This is a genomic window from Kordiimonas aestuarii, from assembly GCF_025574465.1.
Lineage (GTDB): Bacteria > Pseudomonadota > Alphaproteobacteria > Sphingomonadales > Kordiimonadaceae > Kordiimonas > Kordiimonas aestuarii.
In genome coordinates this window covers 25472-43131 of record NZ_JAOBPP010000011.1, presented here as the reverse complement: position 1 = coordinate 43131, position 17660 = coordinate 25472, and the positions used below count along the sequence as shown (strand labels likewise).

General features: G+C 57.1%; 18 protein-coding genes. 16 read left to right on the top strand and 2 right to left on the bottom strand.

The window, feature by feature from the left end; translation table 11 throughout:
- Nucleotides 1-7 precede the first annotated feature (7 nt).
- From OEU85_RS02095 to OEU85_RS02060, 8 genes are read left to right on the top strand one after another with little or no spacing between them, the layout of a single operon-like run.
- The gene (locus OEU85_RS02095) at nucleotides 8-535 is read left to right on the top strand and encodes a hypothetical protein (RefSeq protein ID WP_262689777.1); all 528 of its coding nucleotides are present in this window, start codon (nucleotides 8-10) and stop codon (nucleotides 533-535) included.
- A gap of 24 nt (nucleotides 536-559) precedes the next feature.
- On the top strand, nucleotides 560-1030 hold the full coding sequence (locus OEU85_RS02090) for a hypothetical protein (protein WP_262689776.1): 471 nt from the start codon (nucleotides 560-562) through the stop codon (nucleotides 1028-1030).
- A complete protein-coding gene (locus OEU85_RS02085; RefSeq protein WP_262689775.1) occupies nucleotides 1027-1257 on the top strand; it encodes a hypothetical protein in 231 nt (76 codons plus the stop codon). The genes OEU85_RS02090 and OEU85_RS02085 overlap by 4 nt, the downstream gene beginning before the upstream one ends.
- Complete coding sequence (locus OEU85_RS02080; protein ID WP_262689774.1) at nucleotides 1254-1778, top strand: D-Ala-D-Ala carboxypeptidase family metallohydrolase; 525 nt, start codon at nucleotides 1254-1256, stop codon at nucleotides 1776-1778. Before OEU85_RS02085 ends, OEU85_RS02080 begins: the two co-directional genes overlap by 4 nt.
- Nucleotide 1779: 1 nt before the next feature.
- Nucleotides 1780-2673, top strand: coding sequence for a hypothetical protein (locus OEU85_RS02075; RefSeq protein WP_262689773.1), 894 nt, complete (start codon nucleotides 1780-1782; stop codon nucleotides 2671-2673).
- Between the two features lie 10 nt (nucleotides 2674-2683).
- A complete protein-coding gene (locus OEU85_RS02070; RefSeq protein ID WP_262689772.1) occupies nucleotides 2684-3079 on the top strand; it encodes a hypothetical protein in 396 nt (131 codons plus the stop codon).
- Nucleotides 3080-3139: 60 nt separating this feature from the next.
- On the top strand, nucleotides 3140-3646 hold the full coding sequence (locus tag OEU85_RS02065; protein WP_262689771.1) for a hypothetical protein: 507 nt from the start codon (nucleotides 3140-3142) through the stop codon (nucleotides 3644-3646).
- A 37-nt stretch (nucleotides 3647-3683) separates the two neighbouring features.
- On the top strand, nucleotides 3684-4100 hold the full coding sequence (locus OEU85_RS02060) for a holin family protein (RefSeq protein ID WP_262689770.1): 417 nt from the start codon (nucleotides 3684-3686) through the stop codon (nucleotides 4098-4100).
- 209 nt (nucleotides 4101-4309) lie between these two features.
- Here OEU85_RS02060 and OEU85_RS02055 read toward each other — a convergent pair whose 3' ends face one another.
- The gene (locus OEU85_RS02055; protein WP_262689769.1) at nucleotides 4310-5209 is read right to left on the bottom strand and encodes a response regulator; all 900 of its coding nucleotides are present in this window, start codon (nucleotides 5207-5209) and stop codon (nucleotides 4310-4312) included.
- 333 nt (nucleotides 5210-5542) lie between these two features.
- Between OEU85_RS02055 and OEU85_RS02050 the strand changes: the two genes are divergently transcribed.
- Complete coding sequence (locus OEU85_RS02050; protein ID WP_262689768.1) at nucleotides 5543-6094, top strand: PAS domain-containing protein; 552 nt, start codon at nucleotides 5543-5545, stop codon at nucleotides 6092-6094.
- 36 nt (nucleotides 6095-6130) lie between these two features.
- On the opposite strand, the gene OEU85_RS02045 is transcribed toward OEU85_RS02050, so the two are convergent.
- A complete protein-coding gene (locus OEU85_RS02045) occupies nucleotides 6131-6763 on the bottom strand; it encodes a GntR family transcriptional regulator (RefSeq protein ID WP_317277409.1) in 633 nt (210 codons plus the stop codon).
- A 301-nt stretch (nucleotides 6764-7064) separates the two neighbouring features.
- Here OEU85_RS02045 and OEU85_RS02040 point away from each other — a divergent pair, with 301 nt between their 5' ends.
- The 7 genes from OEU85_RS02040 to kdsA all read left to right on the top strand — a co-directional run bounded on the left by OEU85_RS02040 (nucleotide 7065) and on the right by kdsA (nucleotide 17658).
- A complete protein-coding gene (locus tag OEU85_RS02040; protein WP_262689766.1) occupies nucleotides 7065-9824 on the top strand; it encodes a TonB-dependent receptor in 2760 nt (919 codons plus the stop codon).
- A gap of 143 nt (nucleotides 9825-9967) precedes the next feature.
- Nucleotides 9968-10522, top strand: a complete 555-nt coding sequence (locus OEU85_RS02035) for a DUF6438 domain-containing protein (RefSeq protein ID WP_262689765.1) — start codon at nucleotides 9968-9970, stop codon at nucleotides 10520-10522.
- 209 nt (nucleotides 10523-10731) lie between these two features.
- The gene (locus OEU85_RS02030) at nucleotides 10732-11850 is read left to right on the top strand and encodes a calcium-binding protein (RefSeq protein WP_262689764.1); all 1119 of its coding nucleotides are present in this window, start codon (nucleotides 10732-10734) and stop codon (nucleotides 11848-11850) included.
- A gap of 242 nt (nucleotides 11851-12092) precedes the next feature.
- The gene (locus OEU85_RS02025) at nucleotides 12093-14840 is read left to right on the top strand and encodes a M10 family metallopeptidase (RefSeq protein ID WP_262689763.1); all 2748 of its coding nucleotides are present in this window, start codon (nucleotides 12093-12095) and stop codon (nucleotides 14838-14840) included.
- 149 nt (nucleotides 14841-14989) lie between these two features.
- Nucleotides 14990-15742: a 4'-phosphopantetheinyl transferase family protein gene (locus OEU85_RS02020; protein ID WP_262689762.1), complete on the top strand. Its 753-nt coding sequence runs from the start codon at nucleotides 14990-14992 to the stop codon at nucleotides 15740-15742.
- 139 nt (nucleotides 15743-15881) lie between these two features.
- The gene (locus OEU85_RS02015; RefSeq protein WP_262689761.1) at nucleotides 15882-16709 is read left to right on the top strand and encodes a flagellin; all 828 of its coding nucleotides are present in this window, start codon (nucleotides 15882-15884) and stop codon (nucleotides 16707-16709) included.
- Between the two features lie 106 nt (nucleotides 16710-16815).
- A complete protein-coding gene (gene kdsA / locus OEU85_RS02010) occupies nucleotides 16816-17658 on the top strand; it encodes a 3-deoxy-8-phosphooctulonate synthase (RefSeq protein WP_262689760.1) in 843 nt (280 codons plus the stop codon).
- Nucleotides 17659-17660 lie beyond the last annotated feature (2 nt).

Below are 17660 nucleotides of genomic sequence, written 5' to 3'. Positions count from 1 at the left end.
GCGACAGATGATTGGTATCATAGAGACGACAAGTGGTGTGCTGCGGGAAGTGGTTGATGATCTGGACGGTGTTGACCTCACCGGGTGCCACACCACAGACGTGCCGGAAGGCTGGCCGGATGACTGTGTATGGGATGTGGAGTTGCAGGGTTTTGTCCCGCCGCCACTCGACCCTTTGCGCCATTCAGCCAAAGCAGCGGTAGACGCCCACGCTGCCCGCCTGCGCGCGGAGGCACTGACGGACGGCTTTGGCCAGGAAATGCTGTATCTCGCGAAAGAATGCGAAGCGCGGGCCTGTGCCTTTGATGCTGTGCCTGTTGTGGATGCCTATCCCTTGCTGGCGGCAGAGGTGGGCATCACAGGCGACACGCTGGCGGAAGTGGCTGTGGCAGTTATTATCCGCGCCGATGAGAGCAAGGCCGCCCTTGCCGCGATTGAAGCGGTTCGCCTGAGCGCAAAACGACAGATTAATGAAGCGACCGACGCGGAAGAGATCACTGGTATCCTCCCCATGCTTGTGTGGCCCGCCCTCTAACCCCCTCAACCAAGAGCTTATAGAATGCAAATCTTTATTATCCTCTGCCAACTGGTAGCGGGGGTTGTCGCGCGCGCGTTTGATGCTGCGCCCAAAGCCTCCGCCTCAACGGCTTCCCCCGTTGCTGCGCTCAAGGGTGTGGCGGCGCGCTTTTTCTACACTCGCCCGGCGCTTAAGCGGGGTGCGCTGGTGCTGGCGTTACAGCTTGTGGTGTTGCTGCCGCTTAGCTTCTTTGCGCTGAAAGGCGGGCAGGGGATTGTGCCTCTTGCGCTGACGCTTTTCATGTTCATCTGGTGTGCTTTTCTTTTTGGCCTTTTCCTCGGTATGGCGGCGGAACGAGCGGCCACAGATTGGGACGATGTGTTTGCCCTGCCCCCCCTCAACGCGTTCCTGTTCTGGCGCTGGCATGCGCTGGAGCGCCGACGCTTCATGGCCGTGGCAGGCGCGCTTTTGCTCGGGCTTTATATCACCGCGCAGTTTGGCTGGACGCCATGACAGAAGCGGGCTTTAAACGGGAATATTTCAAGCCGGTGCTTGAGGGTTCTGACACCGCCAACGCGGCGTTGGTCAAGGCCACGCTCGCGCTTGACCGGATCGAACGGCATGAGGAAGAGTGCGGTCGCCGCTGGGGGCTGGCCATCCGGCTGTTGTTGCTGGCGCTGATGAAGCTGGGTGCGCTTCTGCTGTTCCTGATCACTGACAAGCTTGGGTGGTTGTCATGACCGCCGGCATTCACCGCCACATATCCATGGGCGGCGGCTTCACGCTGCAGGACTTTACCAATAGCCGTGTAGCGCAGCGGTATGGGCTTTATAACCTGCCGCGCGATGTAAGTGTGGTGGCCAACCTCAAGGCGCTGTGCGAACGGGTTCTGGTGCCGCTTCAGGGCCGTTTTGGCCGACGCATTACCGTGCTTTCCGCGTACCGTACTGATACCTTGAACCGCCTGCTGGGCGGTGTGCGCCAAAGTGCGCATATCCGCGGTGAAGCAGCGGACATTCTGGTCACCGGTGTCAAGCCGTGTGATGCCGCGCTGACGATCAGTGCCATGGATGACCTGCCGTTTGACCGGTTAGTGCACGAGCGCCGGGTGTTGGCCTCAGGCGCAGTGCAGACATGGCTTTACGTCAGTCACCGCCGGATGGATGAAAACCGTCAACAGCTACACCACGCCATGACGCGCGACGGCATCCGCCATGAGGCGAGCGGGCTGTTCGCACCAGGCGCAGGATTGGCAGCGTAAAATGCAGGACCCGCCGGAAAACGCGCTGAGCTTTGCGCAAAAAAATCGCCTGCGCCGGGACGCGGCGCAAGTTTGCCGCATGGTGGACAAGGACGCCCAGCTACCAAAAGCGGAAGCTGACCAGTTGAAGAAAATGATCATGACGCTGGCGGAGCAGGAGAATATCCTGGCACAGGTGACGCAGATGAAATCCCGCAACCCGTACAGGTTTGAACTGATGTTGGAACTTGCACGGTACAGCCCCGAGATTGGCCTGAACAAGCAGATGGCCTGCAAGCGGATGTACACCCGGCTGAGGAATGCGTATGCGCCGGTGCATTGGCAGCCGGCGCTTAAAAATACATGGCTGCTGTTGCAATCCAAAGCGGCGCAGCCAGCACAAGCCTTCACCGGTGCCTGTTCGGTCCCGGCAATCGCGAATGAGCTCAGGTCGCTTGCGCACCATCACTTTGAATATGACCACAGCGACCCCAACTTCCACAAGTATTGCCATGCAACGCCGCTATGCCGCGAAACCCCGAAAGGCAGGTGTTCGGTTGGCAATGCCTATGCTCTGCTGAAGCGTTTTCCTGCACCGATGCTGGACGGGTATGAGGGCGCGGATGAGAATAGCCTCTCGGAACTGACGGTGGGGGTTGTCTCGCATAAGTTGTTGCCTAATGACCATGCGTTGGTCAATTATACCATCGAGGGGGAGCATATGCTGCATCCGGGGGCCGTGCTGCGTAAAATTGTGCGCCACAAGGGCTTTCTATATGTCGGCACCTATGGTGAAGGCACGGCTAGTTACGGGGACCCGTTTGGGTTTCTGGCCTGTGTGAACGAGTCACATGCGGAACAGATCTGGGGTGGTGTTGACCGAAGCATCGTTGCTGGTCTCGCGTCCATGCGCTGAAGGAGGGGGAATGCGTATCTGGCGGTATCTGATCAGTCTCGCGCTCGGGACGGTAATCTATGCCTTCCTGTTGATGCCGCTTCGCATGCGCCCGCCCGGTCCCATGGATATACCGGCTGTGCTGGATACGGTTCTGGGGGCTGTCGTTGCTATCCTTGGCATGTTTTTCTATCTTGGCCCTTGGGTGATTTTATACCACGCCATGACCAGCATGCCTTTCCTCGTGTATGTAAACCGCAAGGGTGTTGATCCATTCTGGCGCAGCGCGGGTGTAGCGTGTATCTCTGCCTTTCCCATGCTTTTTACCCCGCTTGCCATTGTGGCTGCGCCGCTGACGTTCGGGCTTGGCTGGATCATCGGTTGGATCAACGGGCCGGTGCCGGAAAAACGGCCTCGCCTGCAATAAAAGCTTCTGCTGAAACGGGTGTGGTTTTCTGTTATAAAAGCGCCGGAAAGGGGCACCAAAATGCCAGCACCACAGCCACAGACAGACGCCAACACATTCCTTGATGGGGTTATCATCCCCGTGCTGCGGGATCTTGGCATGGACAGCCCGGCAGCTGAGAAGCTTTTGATGATGACAGCCGCGCATGAAAGCATGGGCTTTCGTTACCGTGCGCAGGTCGGTGGCCCGGCGCTTTCCTATTTCCAGATCGAACCGGCAACGCTTGAGGACCTGTATCAAAACTATCTGGCCTACCGTCCCGGGCGACAGGCCATGCTGGATATTTATCTGCCTGCTGGCATGGGCCGTATCGACGCGCTTGAGCATGATGACCGCTATGCCTGCGCGGCGGCGCGTTTGCTCTATGCCCGTGTGCCAGATGCCTTGCCTGTTGTCAGTGATGACATGGCACTGGCAGCCTATGCCAAACGGTACTGGAACACGGATTTTGGCAAAGCCACGCCAGAGAAATATCTGGATGATTTCATAAGTTATGGGCCAAAACCGTGCCCGACGGGCTGGGCCTGAAGCCAGCCCTCTCCAACACCGAACCGGAGTAGACGTCATGGGAATTCCCATCCTTGATACCCTCTTGGGTATCGTGAAAACCCCGCTTGACCGGCTTATCCCCGATAAGAATGAACGCCAGCGTTTTGAGCACGAACTGGAGCTTGAGGTGCTGCGCGCAGGCCTCGCGCAGATGGAGATAAACAAGGCAGAGGCCAGCCACCCCAGCGTATTTGTTGCCGGATGGCGGCCGTTCATAGGCTGGGTTTGTGGGGCGGCTCTCGCCTGGCACTTCATCGGGCAGGATATCGTCAACTGGTTGCGCGTGGCTTTCTTCCCCGACATGCCGGCACCGCCTGTCTTTGGTGGCACCGAGACCCTTATGACGGTGCTGTTGTCCATGCTGGGCCTTGGCGGCCTGCGCACGGTGGAGAAGATCAAGGGCGTCAGCCGCGACCGCTGGAAAGCCGATTGACGGCAAAGTACCGTGCGGGGGAAAGACGGGGTGGGGATGGCCATCAGGACCAGATTTGCCAATCACCGGTTTCATGGGGTACCCCACCCGAAAGTCGATGGTGATATTATCTTCTTATACCCCCAAGTGTATGGCCGGGCAGTAAAGGAACAGTTACCACGGGTGGTATAATTGCAATTATTGGTTAAATTTTGTTAACCATGCCAGCATCACCCCATATTCTGCATCACAATATATTTGCGCTTGAGTACGCGCTGTGTGCGCTCATAAGCGATATGCAGTTCATTATAAACGGCGGGCGCCTGCTTTGTTTCCCCCTTCTTGCCCATGATCTCAAGCTGGGCCGCGAGGTCGGCCACGCTGTCGGCGCCAAACACCTGCGAGGTGGATTTGAGCTTATGGCACAGGAACTGGATCTGTGCAGCGTCGTCTTCCATGACCACACTGCTGATTTCGGCCAGCATATCGGGGCCTGCCACCAGATAGTCTTTCAGGAAACGGGCGAACTTGTCGCGCAGGAGCGCCCGGTATTCATTGAACGTCTCCCAGTTCAGGGCATTGAGATCGTCTTCGTCATAAAGCTCCGGCATCTCTTTTTCGGTGCCGGTGCCTGTTTCTTCGGCGATATCCAGATGGTCCTGCAGAACGCCAGCCAGATTGACCCGGTTGATCGGCTTCTTGATCACGCTGGACATGCCCTCTTTCAGATATTCCTCCACATCCCTGTCGGAAACGCGGGCGGTAACCGCGACAATCGGTGCTGCCTCATAATGCGCAGACAGTTTCCGTATCTCCCGCGTGGCGGTCACCCCGCCCATCTTTGGCATCATGATATCCATCATAATCAGGTCGTAGGTGTTTGCTCTCGATAATGCGATGGCTTCCTCACCGTTGTTTGCGATATCGAAGGAGACGTTAAAGCGTGCCAGCAGTTTGCCCATGATGCTGCCCATCACCGGGTTATCTTCCACCACCAGTATATGCTTGCTGCCAGCGCGTGGTTCGGTGCTGCCTTCAGCTTCGCGTGCGGGTGGGTTGCTATCCAGCGATGCGCTGGTGACTTGCTGGTTTGCCGAGGGTGAATCTGCTGTAGTGTTGGCGGTCTTCATGGAAGCCGGTGTCCTCATAGAAGCGTTGAATGAAAAACGGTCACTTGTGTTTCATGTACACGATAGCGGTCCTGCTGACGATGCGACGTTATGCCTTTTGTGACGGATAGACGATAAAAAAAAAGTTAAAGCCGCGTGGTTTGGTTTTGACCCCCGATTTTTTGGCCATGGTTAATGACTTGTAAAAAATAGATAAAATTTTATCCGTCTCTGGACTGATCGGTCCAGAAACATACTATGCGCAAATTCGAATCAGGCAGGACTTGGATTCTGCGCGACGGGGCGGGGGTCCGCCGCACTGACTCGAACAAGCAAAAGTACGGAGTTTATCTATTGAAGTTGCACAAGAACCTCGGGGGAGGGGCGTCGCGGCTGGCCGCGATCTGGGCAGAGTTTAACTCACCCGGCAACTTGCCGGATCGCCGTGACTTTACCTTGTCGCGCCTGGGGGCACTTGCGTCTTGTTTCCTCGTGCTTCGGAGGGGCGAGGGCGATGATCTTGTTGTCGTGCAGTCAGGCACGGCGATTGACCATATTTGGGGCCGTAACGTCGTAGGGGCGGGAAGTGGCACCATGGCGCTCAGGCATGATGTGAACCTGCCGGATGCAAAAGCGCTGGCCGCGCTTGCACAACCCTGCGGCATTTATGTCGGGCGCAAGCTCTTCAAAGCGTCGGGCAACGACCTGAGGCACGAAACGCTTTACCTGCCGGTGACCTCCCGTCAGGGCAGGCAACTCGTCTCCGTCACGGATTTTGCCGATAGCCGGCACCTGTACGGTCTGCTGGGCGATGCCAGCCCCATCACCGGGGGCGAGATGTATTTCGCCTATTTTGTGGACGTGGGCCATGGCGTGCCGGAAGAAGGCCATCTGCGTGTTGCCTGAAGAGGCCGCAGACGCAGGTCAAGGGACGGCCCGCCTTTATAAGATCAGGTCCTGGCTGCAGAACTTCTTGTGAGAAAATATCGAGTTAAGAATGCGCTCTTCTGTCTGGCACAGTAGGTCGTACATCACTTGGCGCGTGTGGGCTGCTTCGCCTTTTTTCATGACCTCCAAACTCATTTCTATCTGCTCTTCGGAGTAGAAAAAAGAATTGTTTACCTTCACATACAGCCAGTAAATGCGCATGACCGTATCTTCAAGCTGCTGTGCCCAATCCAGCATGAGTGGATAATCCGATTTTTCGCAGATCGCCAGATTCAGCCGTTTGTTGAGTTTCAGGACATCCAGCGCTGCTTTATCGTCTTCTGTCGGCAACATCCTGTTGAGCTGCCTGTTCAGGCCATATAGCTCATCATAATCCGCATGCCTTGACGCGAGGGAGAAAATTTCTGGCAGCAGTATTTTGCGTAGCATGAAGTTCTCTTTGATCTGCGACAGTGTCAGCGGAGCCACGATGGTTACCCGTGGCGAAACGGATACGAGGAAATGCCTTGCTATCAGGCGTTCGATAATGGCGCGTGCGACCGATCGGCTGATAGCGAACATATCGCACAACACGCTCTCGGAGACTTTCTGGCTGGGCGCCAGCTTTTGCGTGACGATGGCGTCCATGATTTGCTCATAGGTCGCCTGTGTCTCTGCGCTGCGAGCCTCGTTTGTATTTGTGCTGATTGCGGCCATTCAAAGATTCTCATTCTCACTTCTCCGATATTTCTAGTGCAATTTCCCCCTGATCAAAAGATCTACGATTTTGGCAGTCAATATCATCAATATAATAATATAAGGCTGTTAAAATTATTTACATAACAGCGTTATTATTATAACAATTCAGCCTTAATGAAAAATAAGGCGGAAATTTAGCGGGGCTGATGGTCCGTTACCCACAGGGAAAATTGCAATCTGGGAGGAAAAAGTGGTTAGAAACATTATCGGCAAATACAGCCTGCTGAGTGCCGTGTCCGGTGTTGCACTGATTGGTGCAAACGGGGCTGCGGCGCAGGAAAGCAGCGAAGGGGAATCCTTCGAGTTTGAAGAAATTGTCGTCAGCTCGTCACGGATCAAGAAGTCAGGTTTCGAGGCACCAACACCTGTAACGGTGCTGGGCAGTGATGAACTGGAAGCGCGCGGGACCACTAACGTGGCGGACCTCGTGAATGAGCTGCCAGGCTTCACAGGGACGATCACGCCAACCGCGACGGTGCTCAACTCGCGCGGTAGCGGTACCAACGTCGTTGACCTGCGAGGCCTTGGCGGAAACCGCAACCTTGTTCTTGTGAATGGCCGCCGCCATGTGCCGACGGATGAGTTTGGCGTGGTGGATATGAATGTCATCCCTACCCTGGCGGTTGAGCGTGTCGAGGTTGTGACCGGCGGTGCATCCGCGGCCTGGGGCTCCGACGCGGTCTCGGGTGTGATCAATGTCATCTACAACAAAGAACTTGAAGGCCTGAAGGTTGAGGCGCAGTACGGTGTTTCCGACGAGGGGGACAACGAAAACTATCGCCTCTCCATGGCGTTCGGCAGCAAGATTGCAGATGACCGTGGTCACATTCTGATAGCGGCGGACTATAATGACAATAAAGGCATTACGGATTCCCGTGCGCGGGACTGGTCCCTGCGGCACCCAGGCATTCTGCCTAACCCGGATAACACCGGCACATCGGATGGAAACCCGGCTTATATTTTCGCAGATGATGTAAACCTGTTTCTTGCGACCAATAATGGCGTGACCCTGCCAGGCGGGCCTTTGGGCAACCTTGAGTTCCTGCCCGACGGCACAGCAACAGACCGCGAGCTTGGCACCATTGGCGGTGTATTCATGATCGGTGGGAGCGGGGCGTATCTCGGCGACGTGACAGCCCTTGCGATCCCGGTTGAACGCAAGAATATCATGGCGGCGTTTGACTATCAGCTGAATGACGATATCAGCTTCTATTTCGAGGGAAACGCAGGTCAGTCAAACTCGGAAGGGGCACTGGTTGACGGCTTCATGCTTGGTGAGACAATCCACTCCGGCAACCCCTATATCCCGGACAGTGTGCAGGCCACCATGGACGCCACCGGGACAAGTTCATTTGATCTCTACCGCATTGGCCATGAATTCGGACCGATCACCTCCGTGAGCCAGACGAACAACTACCGTTTTGTGGGCGGGTTGAAAGGCATGCTGGCGAGCGACTGGTCATGGGATGTCTATTATCAGTATGGGCGCAGTGACTTTTCGAACAATCAGACCAACAACCTGATTCCCGGCAAGCTGAGCATGGCGGCAAACGCTGTGGTAGACCCTGACACGGGCGATGTAGTGTGCGCGGCGGCGCTGAGCGGCGCGGACAGTTCCTGCGTGCCGATCAACCTGTTTGGCGAAGGCTCACCCAGCCCGGCGGCAATTGGATATGTAACCGGGACCGGCATGTCTCAAACGGCGCTCAAGCAGCAGGTTGTGGCGGCAAGTATTTCCGGGGACCTGTTTGAAGGCTGGGCGGGGCCCGTGTCCACTGCCTTTGGTGTGGAGTACCGGAAAGAGTCGCTCAAGCGTGAAGTGGATGAGGTATCCGAACAGGCTGGCTTCCTGATCACAAACGCACAGCCGCTGGAAGGCAGCTATAACGTGAAGGAAGCGTTTGGTGAGGTCCTTGTACCATTGTTGGACGCGGCCGAGTTTGGCCAGGCGCTGACCTTCAACGGTGCGATGCGGTATACCGATTACAGCACAAGCGGTACCGTACTGACATGGAAGGCCGGGTTGACCTATGACCCGATTGACGAGCTGCGTCTGCGCGCTACCATCTCACGTGATATCCGCGCGCCCGCAATTGGTGAAGTGTTCCTGAAAACCCTTCTGTTGTTCGAAAACATCGAAAACCCGTTCACCGGCAATGTGGACCTGTCGCAGATCCTGAACACAGGTAACACCGACCTGCAGGAAGAGCGTGCGCTGACAAAGACCCTGGGTCTTGTTTATTCCCCGGGCTGGGCCGATGGCCTGCGGCTTTCTGTCGACTGGTACGACATTGATATCAGCGATGCCATTCAGTCTGTCTCAAGCCAGAGCATCGTGGAAGAATGTTATGCCGGTAACGCTGAATTCTGTGACCTGGTGCAGTTTGGTTCCGGCAACAGCGTACAATCCATTACCAACAAGCTTTTGAACCTTGGTACATACCGTGTGCGCGGCGTTGATTTTGAAGCGCAGTACAGTATCGGCCTTGATAACGGGGCTGACCTCGGCTTCAAGCTTCTGGGCAGCTATGTTTATGCCAAGGATATTGCACCAGACGGTGTGACGGCGGTGAACTATGCTGGTGATGTTGGCACGATAAACCTCTTTGGCCTGCCGAAATTGAAGATGCGCGGCAATGTGTCTTACCAGACAAGCCGCTTCGGCCTTTATGCCAATATGCGTTATGTCGGCTCCGGCAAATATAACGTGCTTTGGGGCCCGGAAGATCTTTCCGACGAAAACAATGATATCGGCGCGGAAGTGTATTTTGACCTTTCCGGGCGCTATCAGTTGACCGAAACCATCGAGCTGTATGGCGGTGTCAACAACGTGCTGGATAACGACCCCCCGGTCATCCCGCTGGACTTTATCTCCACGGCGGCAACCAATCCGATCCACTATGATGTGGTCGGGCGTTCCTTTTACGTTGGTTTCCGCGCCCAATTCTGATGGTTACCTGAATTGAAGTCCGGCACGGGGAGGCAGGTTTCTGCCTCCCTTTTTTTGTGGGTGCAGGGCTTCGCGCCTGAAAACGGTAGAAATGCAACCTGTCTTGCCGCACAATAAGGACCGTTTCAGATTTAGGAGATACCATGAAATTTCGGTCCCGCCTGTTTTCCTGCCTCGCGTTTTGCCTGCTTTTTGCTGTAGCTGGCTGTGGCGGTGGTCCTTCCACGGGCGAAAGCATGGATACAACACCCGCCCGTGACCCAAGCCCGATGGATTACATCAAAATCAGCGAAGGCCCCTGCTTTGGCGCCTGCCCGGTGTATGATTTTACCCTCAAGGGGGACGGTCGGGTTGTCTTTCACGGCAACCGCTTCTCGAAAGTCAGTGGTCAGCATCTGGCCAGCCGCAGCGTCGGGCAGTTTCTCGATGCCCTTGAAACCCTCAAGGCGCATGATTTTGAAAGCCTTGCCGGTGTCTATGACCCCTCCAGCTGCAAAATGGCCGCGACCGACCACCCTACCATTCATGTTGAGGTAAAAAGCGAAGCCCTGACCGGCAACCTTCAATGGTATACCGGATGTCGTGGGCTTGAGGAACGTGTCGCGCTTGAGCGCATGGTTGATGAACTGAAACGTGTGCTTGATGTTGAAGAATTTATCGGTACCGACGCGGACCGGTCCGCCATGCGCAGACGATAACCCGCCAGCCTGTGCAACCCGCCAGCCTGTGCGATCCATCAGCCTGTGCGATCCATCAGGCCCCGCTGTAGGCCAGTGTGTCGAGGGCATGGGTTCGGGGCGGCATGGCTCTTTCCTTACACATGCGTTCATTTTGGGTTCAGGCACGTCCTGCGATAAATCCCCCACACACAACATAAACCGGGACACGGCACTTCGGGGGATTTGAAATGGCTTTCTATAACGTAGTTGACGGACACATCGTCTTTAACGGCTCTGGCGAAAATACGTATTTCCGAGGCCTCGCCAGCAATGACTTTCTGCTGGGCGGCGGCGGTGACGACACGCTCATGGGCGCTGGCGGCAATGATTTCATCATCGGCGGCGGCATGGACGACGGCTACTATTATGATATCGACTGGTATGGCGACGATAATTATTTCGTCGCGATTGTACCCGATGGCCCCTGGTATGAAGGGGCTGACCTGCTGATGGGCGGCGCGGGCGATGATACAATCGTTGGCGGTGGCTGGGACGACGGTCTTGTCAATGACAATGGCAAGTTCGACCTTGGAGAAGATGTCTCAACCGACATTTCCGCCTATTCGGCGATCGGTCCATATCTTTCTGAAAATGTTATCTGGGCCGGGTCGGGTGACGACCTTGCGGTTGGCGGCAACGTGGCGGATACCATTGGCGGCGGTGCCGGCGATGACGATATCTACGGCCGGCGCGGCGACGATGTGCTGTATGGCGGCACGGGCGACGACACGGTTGAAGGCGGTGCGGGTGATGACACCATCTGGGGTGGCGACGGGTATGACGACCTCTATGGTGACGACGGTGACGACAGAATGGGCGGCGGTACCGGGTTTGACATCCTCTTTGGCGATGAGGGCGACGATACGCTTTATGGCGGTGCCGATGCGGATATTGCCGTGGGCGGTGACGACGACGACATCCTTTACGGTGGTTCGGGCAACGATACCCTGTGGGGCGACGGTAATGACGACGCCTATGGCCACGATATTATCTTCGGCGGTGCGGGCGATGACGACATCTATGGCGGCGCGGGGGATGATGTCCTTTATGGCGGCACCGGGTTTGACTATTTCATCTTTGAAGAAGGCCATGGTGACGACTTTGTCGAAGATTTCGACGTGCTCTATGACAGCCTTGTGCTGGATAATTTCAACGACATCCAAGACATGGATGACCTCGCCTATTACTCATACGAAACCGTGGTCGGCGGCACGTCTGGCCTCATGATTGAGACGACAGCGAACGACAGCATATTCCTGACGGGAATAACCTTGGATGACCTCTATGGCATGGACGTGATCTTCTAGGGTCACGCAAGCCCCGGAAAAGGGGCATGGTCATCCCCTTAAGAGCAACTGACGCCGCCTTCGGGCGGCGCCCTTTTTGCGTCCGGGCCCCGGTGTTGCCGCAATTGCGGCTAAAATTTTTCTAGCTTGGCAACGTTTTTTAAACTGTGGCAGGCTAGCGTGGCGACAGGCATATGGATCAACCGTAAAGGTTGAATGGTGGGTGGCAGCGCGGCGGCTGTTGCCTTGTGTAAGGATGAGTAGTGGCAGATATTCCAAGCAATACCAACACAACGGCAACACTGTCGTTTGGTGGCTCCTATAGCGGCAATATTGAAACGGTGGGTGATGAGGACTGGATCGCCGTCACCCTTCAGGCCGGGACGACATATTCAATTCAGATGCTGGGGTCGACCGTTGGTCAGGGTAGCCTTGATGACCCCTTCATCAAGGGACTGTATGATGCGAGTGGCACATCGCTGAACCGCTATGATGATGACGGCGCAGGCAGTCGTAACAGCCAGCTTGTGTTCACGCCCAGCGAAAGCGGGACCTATTATGTGTCTGCTGGCGCGTGGGAGACAGAAACAGGCTCCTTCACCATGACCCTCTCGGAATATCAGGCCGAAACACCGACCGTGACCTCGCGGGCGGTGGTGGATCAGGTTGATATCTCCGGCAATGACAGTCTCGACAGCCTGCTGACCCTGTTTCGCTACCAGAATGTAGAAGGAGCGGAGACCACCCATATTACCTTCAGTATTCCAGATACCGGCAGCAGTTGGTCGACAGATGAAAATGGCGGATATGGCGCACAGAGCGGCGATGGCGAGCCCTGGCAGGATATCAGTTACCTGACCGCGTCGGAAGAAGCCCTGTTTCGTGATGCGCTTGCCCAGATCGAGAGTTTCGCCGCCGTCACCTTTGACGAGGTAACCGACGCAGGCAACTCGGCCGGGACCGTGCGGGTAGCATGGACAGGCATTGAGGACGAGGGCGCGGCTGCATGGGCATATACACCATCAGGTTCGGTAAAAGCGGGTGATATCTGGCTGTTGACAGACAACCAGTCATCGGGGGGCACGGGGTCCTATTTTCACAACGTGTTGCTGCATGAACTTGGCCATGCCGTTGGGCTCAAACACCCGTTTGATGAGGACGGCTCGGGCGTGGTCCTGTCGTCAGAATATGACGGTAACGACTATACGATCATGTCCTACAATACGGTTGCGGGGAACGAGAATATTATCGGGGCCAGCATGAACCCGACCACATATATGTATCTTGATATCCTCGCGCTTCAGCATCTTTATGGCGCGGTCGAGAAAGACGCTGGCGACACCACCTACCTCTTCCAGTTCGGAAACCGATACTATGAAACTGTCTGGGATACGGGCGGGGCAGACACCTACGACGCCTCCGGCATTTCAAGCGGCGTGAAGCTTGACCTGACACCCGGCAGCTGGAGCGACGTGGGCACCACGGTTACGCTCTACGGCACGACACGGAATTTCACCAAGACAGATACCGTTTATACCCCACCGGAAATCACCATTGAAAACGCTATTGGGGGGAACGGTCGCGATGAACTGATCGGCAACGATGCGGCCAATTCCCTTGTCGGCGGGCGTGGCGAGGACACGCTGTCTGGTGGCGCGGGCGCGGATACGCTGGCTGGTGGCCTGGCAGATGATACGCTGACCGGCGGCGCGGGCGGCGACGTTTTTGTCTTTGGCGAAAACTGGGACGATGACACCATCGAGGATTTTGTCGTTGGTGAAGATGTGATCGACCTCTCTGGCGCGGGCCTTAGCTTCAGCGACCTTATCATCGTCGAAGGCAGTGCCTATGCACTGGTGGCTGACGGCACCGGCAACACCATCAAGGTGATGGGCGTGGCGGTTGATGCCCTGACCGCCGCCAGCTTTGGCGACACAGCGCCTGAACCTGCGGAGCCAGGTTCCGGCAATGACATCCTGACGGGAACCTCCGGCGCAGACAGCATTGATGCTCTCGCAGGTAACGACCTTGTGCAGGCAGGCGCGGGCAACGACAGCGTGACCGGCGGCGCCGGCAATGACAGCGTTTACGGCGACGAGGACAATGACTTCCTGCGTGGCGGTGACGGCAACGATGTGGTCGCGGGCGGCGACGGCAATGACGAAATTTACGCAGGCGGTGACGGCGACGACACCATGCGCGGCGACGACGGTAATGACATCGTCGGCGGCGGCTCGGGCGATGATATCGTCATTGGTGACGGCGCGGATGCGTCTGTGTTCACTTCAAGCAGCCTGGGCGCGAGTGGCGCCGACACGCTTTATGGTGGCACTGGCGACGACACGCTTGTCGGTTCCTCGTGGGATGATGACGGTGACGGCGTTGTGGAAGCTGGCGAAATTGTGCTGGCCTCCACCGATGGCCGCAATGTCATCTGGGCCGGTGACGGCGAGGACGTGCTCTATGGCGGTGATGCCCGCGATACGCTGGGCGGCGGTGTTGGCAATGACGCGGTTTATGGCCATGGCGGCAATGACGTCATCTATGGCGGCAAGGGCGCGGCCAGTGTATCGGCCGACACGCTGTCTGGCGGCTCCGGCAGCGACAATATCTTTGGCGGCATCGGCGCAGACAGCGTGATGGGCGACAGCGGCAGTGACACGCTTTATGGCGGTGACGACAATGACGTGCTTGATGGCGGCTCGGGCAGCGACGTGCTGTGGGGCGGCGCGGGCGATGACACGCTTACGGGCGATAGCGGCAGCGACCGTTTTGCCTTCGCCTCTGGCCACGGTGATGATGTGGTGGCGGACTTTGACACCACGCTCGACACACTCGGCATCGGGAACACGACGACCGATTTCACCAGCGTAGCGGAGGTCGAGGCTGCGGCGAGCATTGCCACCGTTGGCGCTGAAAGCGGCGTGCTGATCAACACCGGCGGTGGTGACAGCATCTTCCTTGTCGGCCTGACCGTGGGTGACCTTTCAGGCATCGATTACGTCTTCTGACCCGCCTGATACAACACCGACACCAACACCCCGCCCCGACCGGCGGGGTGTTTGTCTTTGGCCTGCACGAGGCGGCAAAAGCCTTGCGCCTTGGCAAGTATCGGCTTTATATGGCAAAATCAGACACTCGGCGGTAAATACAGGCGTTTATGACAGAAAGTGCTGAAAAGCATTTGGAGAGAGTGATCCTCAATATCCGGGCGGCGGACCCTGCGCTTTCGGGGCAGGAAGACCTGTCGGCGGCGGAGCATGAGCGGCTGGCCAGAATGCATGAGGGTGCTCGCCCGGCGTTTGTGACTGCGCGGCGTATGCTCAGGGCATCGCTTGGTGAATATATGGGCTTGTTGCCCGGTGCCATACCACTTGTCCAGGAGGGGGCGGGGCGTGTGCGCATCGAAGGCTTTTCCGACAATGAGCCGCCTTTCTTCTCTGTGTCGCACACGGGTGCGGCCGAGGCGGGTATCGCCGCCGTTGCGGTATCGGAGACCACCCCCATCGGGATCGACATCCAGCAGCTTGACCCGGTGATGGACTGGCGTCGCGTGGCGCAACGGCGCTTTCCAAGTGAGGACTGGGCGCTGCTTGCCAATATGTCGGACGAGATTGGCCGCATGCTGTTTTTCACCCTTTGGTCCATCCGTGAGGCGTTTGTCAAAATGGAAGACGGCAAATTGATGCCTTACCTGAGGCATGTGCAGGTGGACCTCACGGCCCGCCCGCCCAAGCTGGCGGCGCCCACGCCCGGCGGCCGGGAAGACGCCATGATCTATTTCCATTTTGTGCCCGACCATCAGCTTATGATTGCGCTGGTTTCTGCCGATCCGGTTGAAATTGACCTCAACTGCGACATCCAGCCGATGGAGCGGCGGCCCGACCCGCTTCTGAACGCAGGTGATGCTTAAGCCCGCCGCGTGTTTTCTTACTTATGCCGCAATGTGAAATTATGGTATACAGGTCACAGGGTGACAGTAGTACCGGCCGCGCGCAAAAAGCGCGCAGGCAACACGCTATAGAGTTTTGGGTGTAAAAGGCAGAAGGCACATGGGCTTTTCAGTCAATACAAATGCAAGCGCGTTCCTTGCGCTGCAAAACCTGCACAAAACCAACAGGGATTTGGCGCGGACCCAGACCCGTATCAACACCGGACTGAAGGTCTCCAGCGCCAAGGATGACGCGGCGACATATGCCATTGCGCAGAAACTGCGCGGTGATGTGGCGGGGCTTGGCGCTGTCTCGAACTCGCTCAAACGCGCGGGCTCATCACTTGATGTTGCCATTGCAGCGGCGGAAGCGGTGTCTGACCTCCTCATCGAGATGAAGGAAAAAGCGGTGGCCGCGAAGGACAGCGGGCTTGATACCGCCAGCCGCCAATCCCTCAGCCGCGACTTTGCCCAGCTTCGTGACCAGATCACCTCCATCATCGAGAATGCCGAGTTTAACGGAGTCAACGCGGTCAAGGCGAACGGGCGCGACATCAGCGCCATCACGGACCCCACGGCCAGCAAGTCACTGAATATCGCTGCGCAGGACCTGTCCCTGGGCGGCGCCAATGTTTCCATCAGCGCGGGGCAAACCATCGACACGGTGGCTTTTGCCTCCTTGGCGGTGGACCAACTGACGACGGCGATTGATAATGTCAACGCCTCGCTCTCGACCCTTGGTGCAGGCGCCAAACGGCTGGAAATCCAGCAGTCTTTTGTTGCCAAATTGTCGGATACGATCGAGATCGGCATCGGCAACCTTGTAGACGCGGATCTTGCCAAGGAAGCGGCAAACCTGCAAGCCCTGCAGGTGAAACAGCAGCTTGGTCTGCAGGCGCTGTCCATCGCTAACCAAAGCCCGTCGGCCATCCTCACGCTGTTCAGGTAAAAAGCACCTCTCCCGCCAGCTTTCGGAGCAATCACACTCTTGCGCTTTTTGGGCTGCCGGGGTAGCCATGGCTAGGTCTGAATACTAACTGTCTCCGGGGGAGTTCATGGTCCGGTCCGTTACCATCGGCAATAAAATCAAGGTTGCGAATGACGCGCCTTTTGTTCTGTTTGGCGGCATGAATGTGCTCGAAAGCCGGGAGCTGGCGTTTGAAGTGGCCGAAAACTTCGTCGCCGTCACCGGCAAGCTTGGCATTCCGTATGTTTTTAAGGCCTCGTTTGACAAGGCCAACCGGTCAAGCGTGCACAGCTTTCGGGGCCCCGGCCTCGACCGTGGGCTTGAACTGCTGGCGGATCTCAAGGCAAAATTTGAGGTGCCTGTGATCACCGATGTGCATGAGCCGCATCAAGCCGCGCCAGCGGCCGAGGTGGCGGATGTTATCCAACTGCCTGCCTTCCTCGCGCGGCAGACGGACCTCGTAAGCGCGATGGCCGCAACGGACGCCGTGGTGAATGTGAAAAAGCCGCAGTTCCTCGCACCTGAAGAAATGCGCCACATCATCAAGAAATTCGCCGAAAGCGGCAAGGCAGACGTGATGCTGTGTGAGCGCGGCAGCTGCTTTGGTTACAATAACCTGATTGTCGACATGCTGGGCATGGATGTGATGAAAACCTACGCCCCTGTGGTGTTTGATGCCACCCATGCGCTTCAGCGTCCCGGTGGGCAGACCGACAGCGCGGGCGGCCGGCGTGAGCAGGCAGCCGCCCTGGCGCGTGCGGGCATGGCGCTGGGTATCGCGGGCCTGTTCATCGAAGCACACCCCAACCCCGATGAAGCGCTGTGTGATGGGCCGTGCGCCCTGCCGCTTGCCAAGCTTGAGGACTACCTCAGCCAGATGAAGGCTATCGATGACCTGACCAAAAGCTTCAAACCGCTGGTGACGGAGTAAAT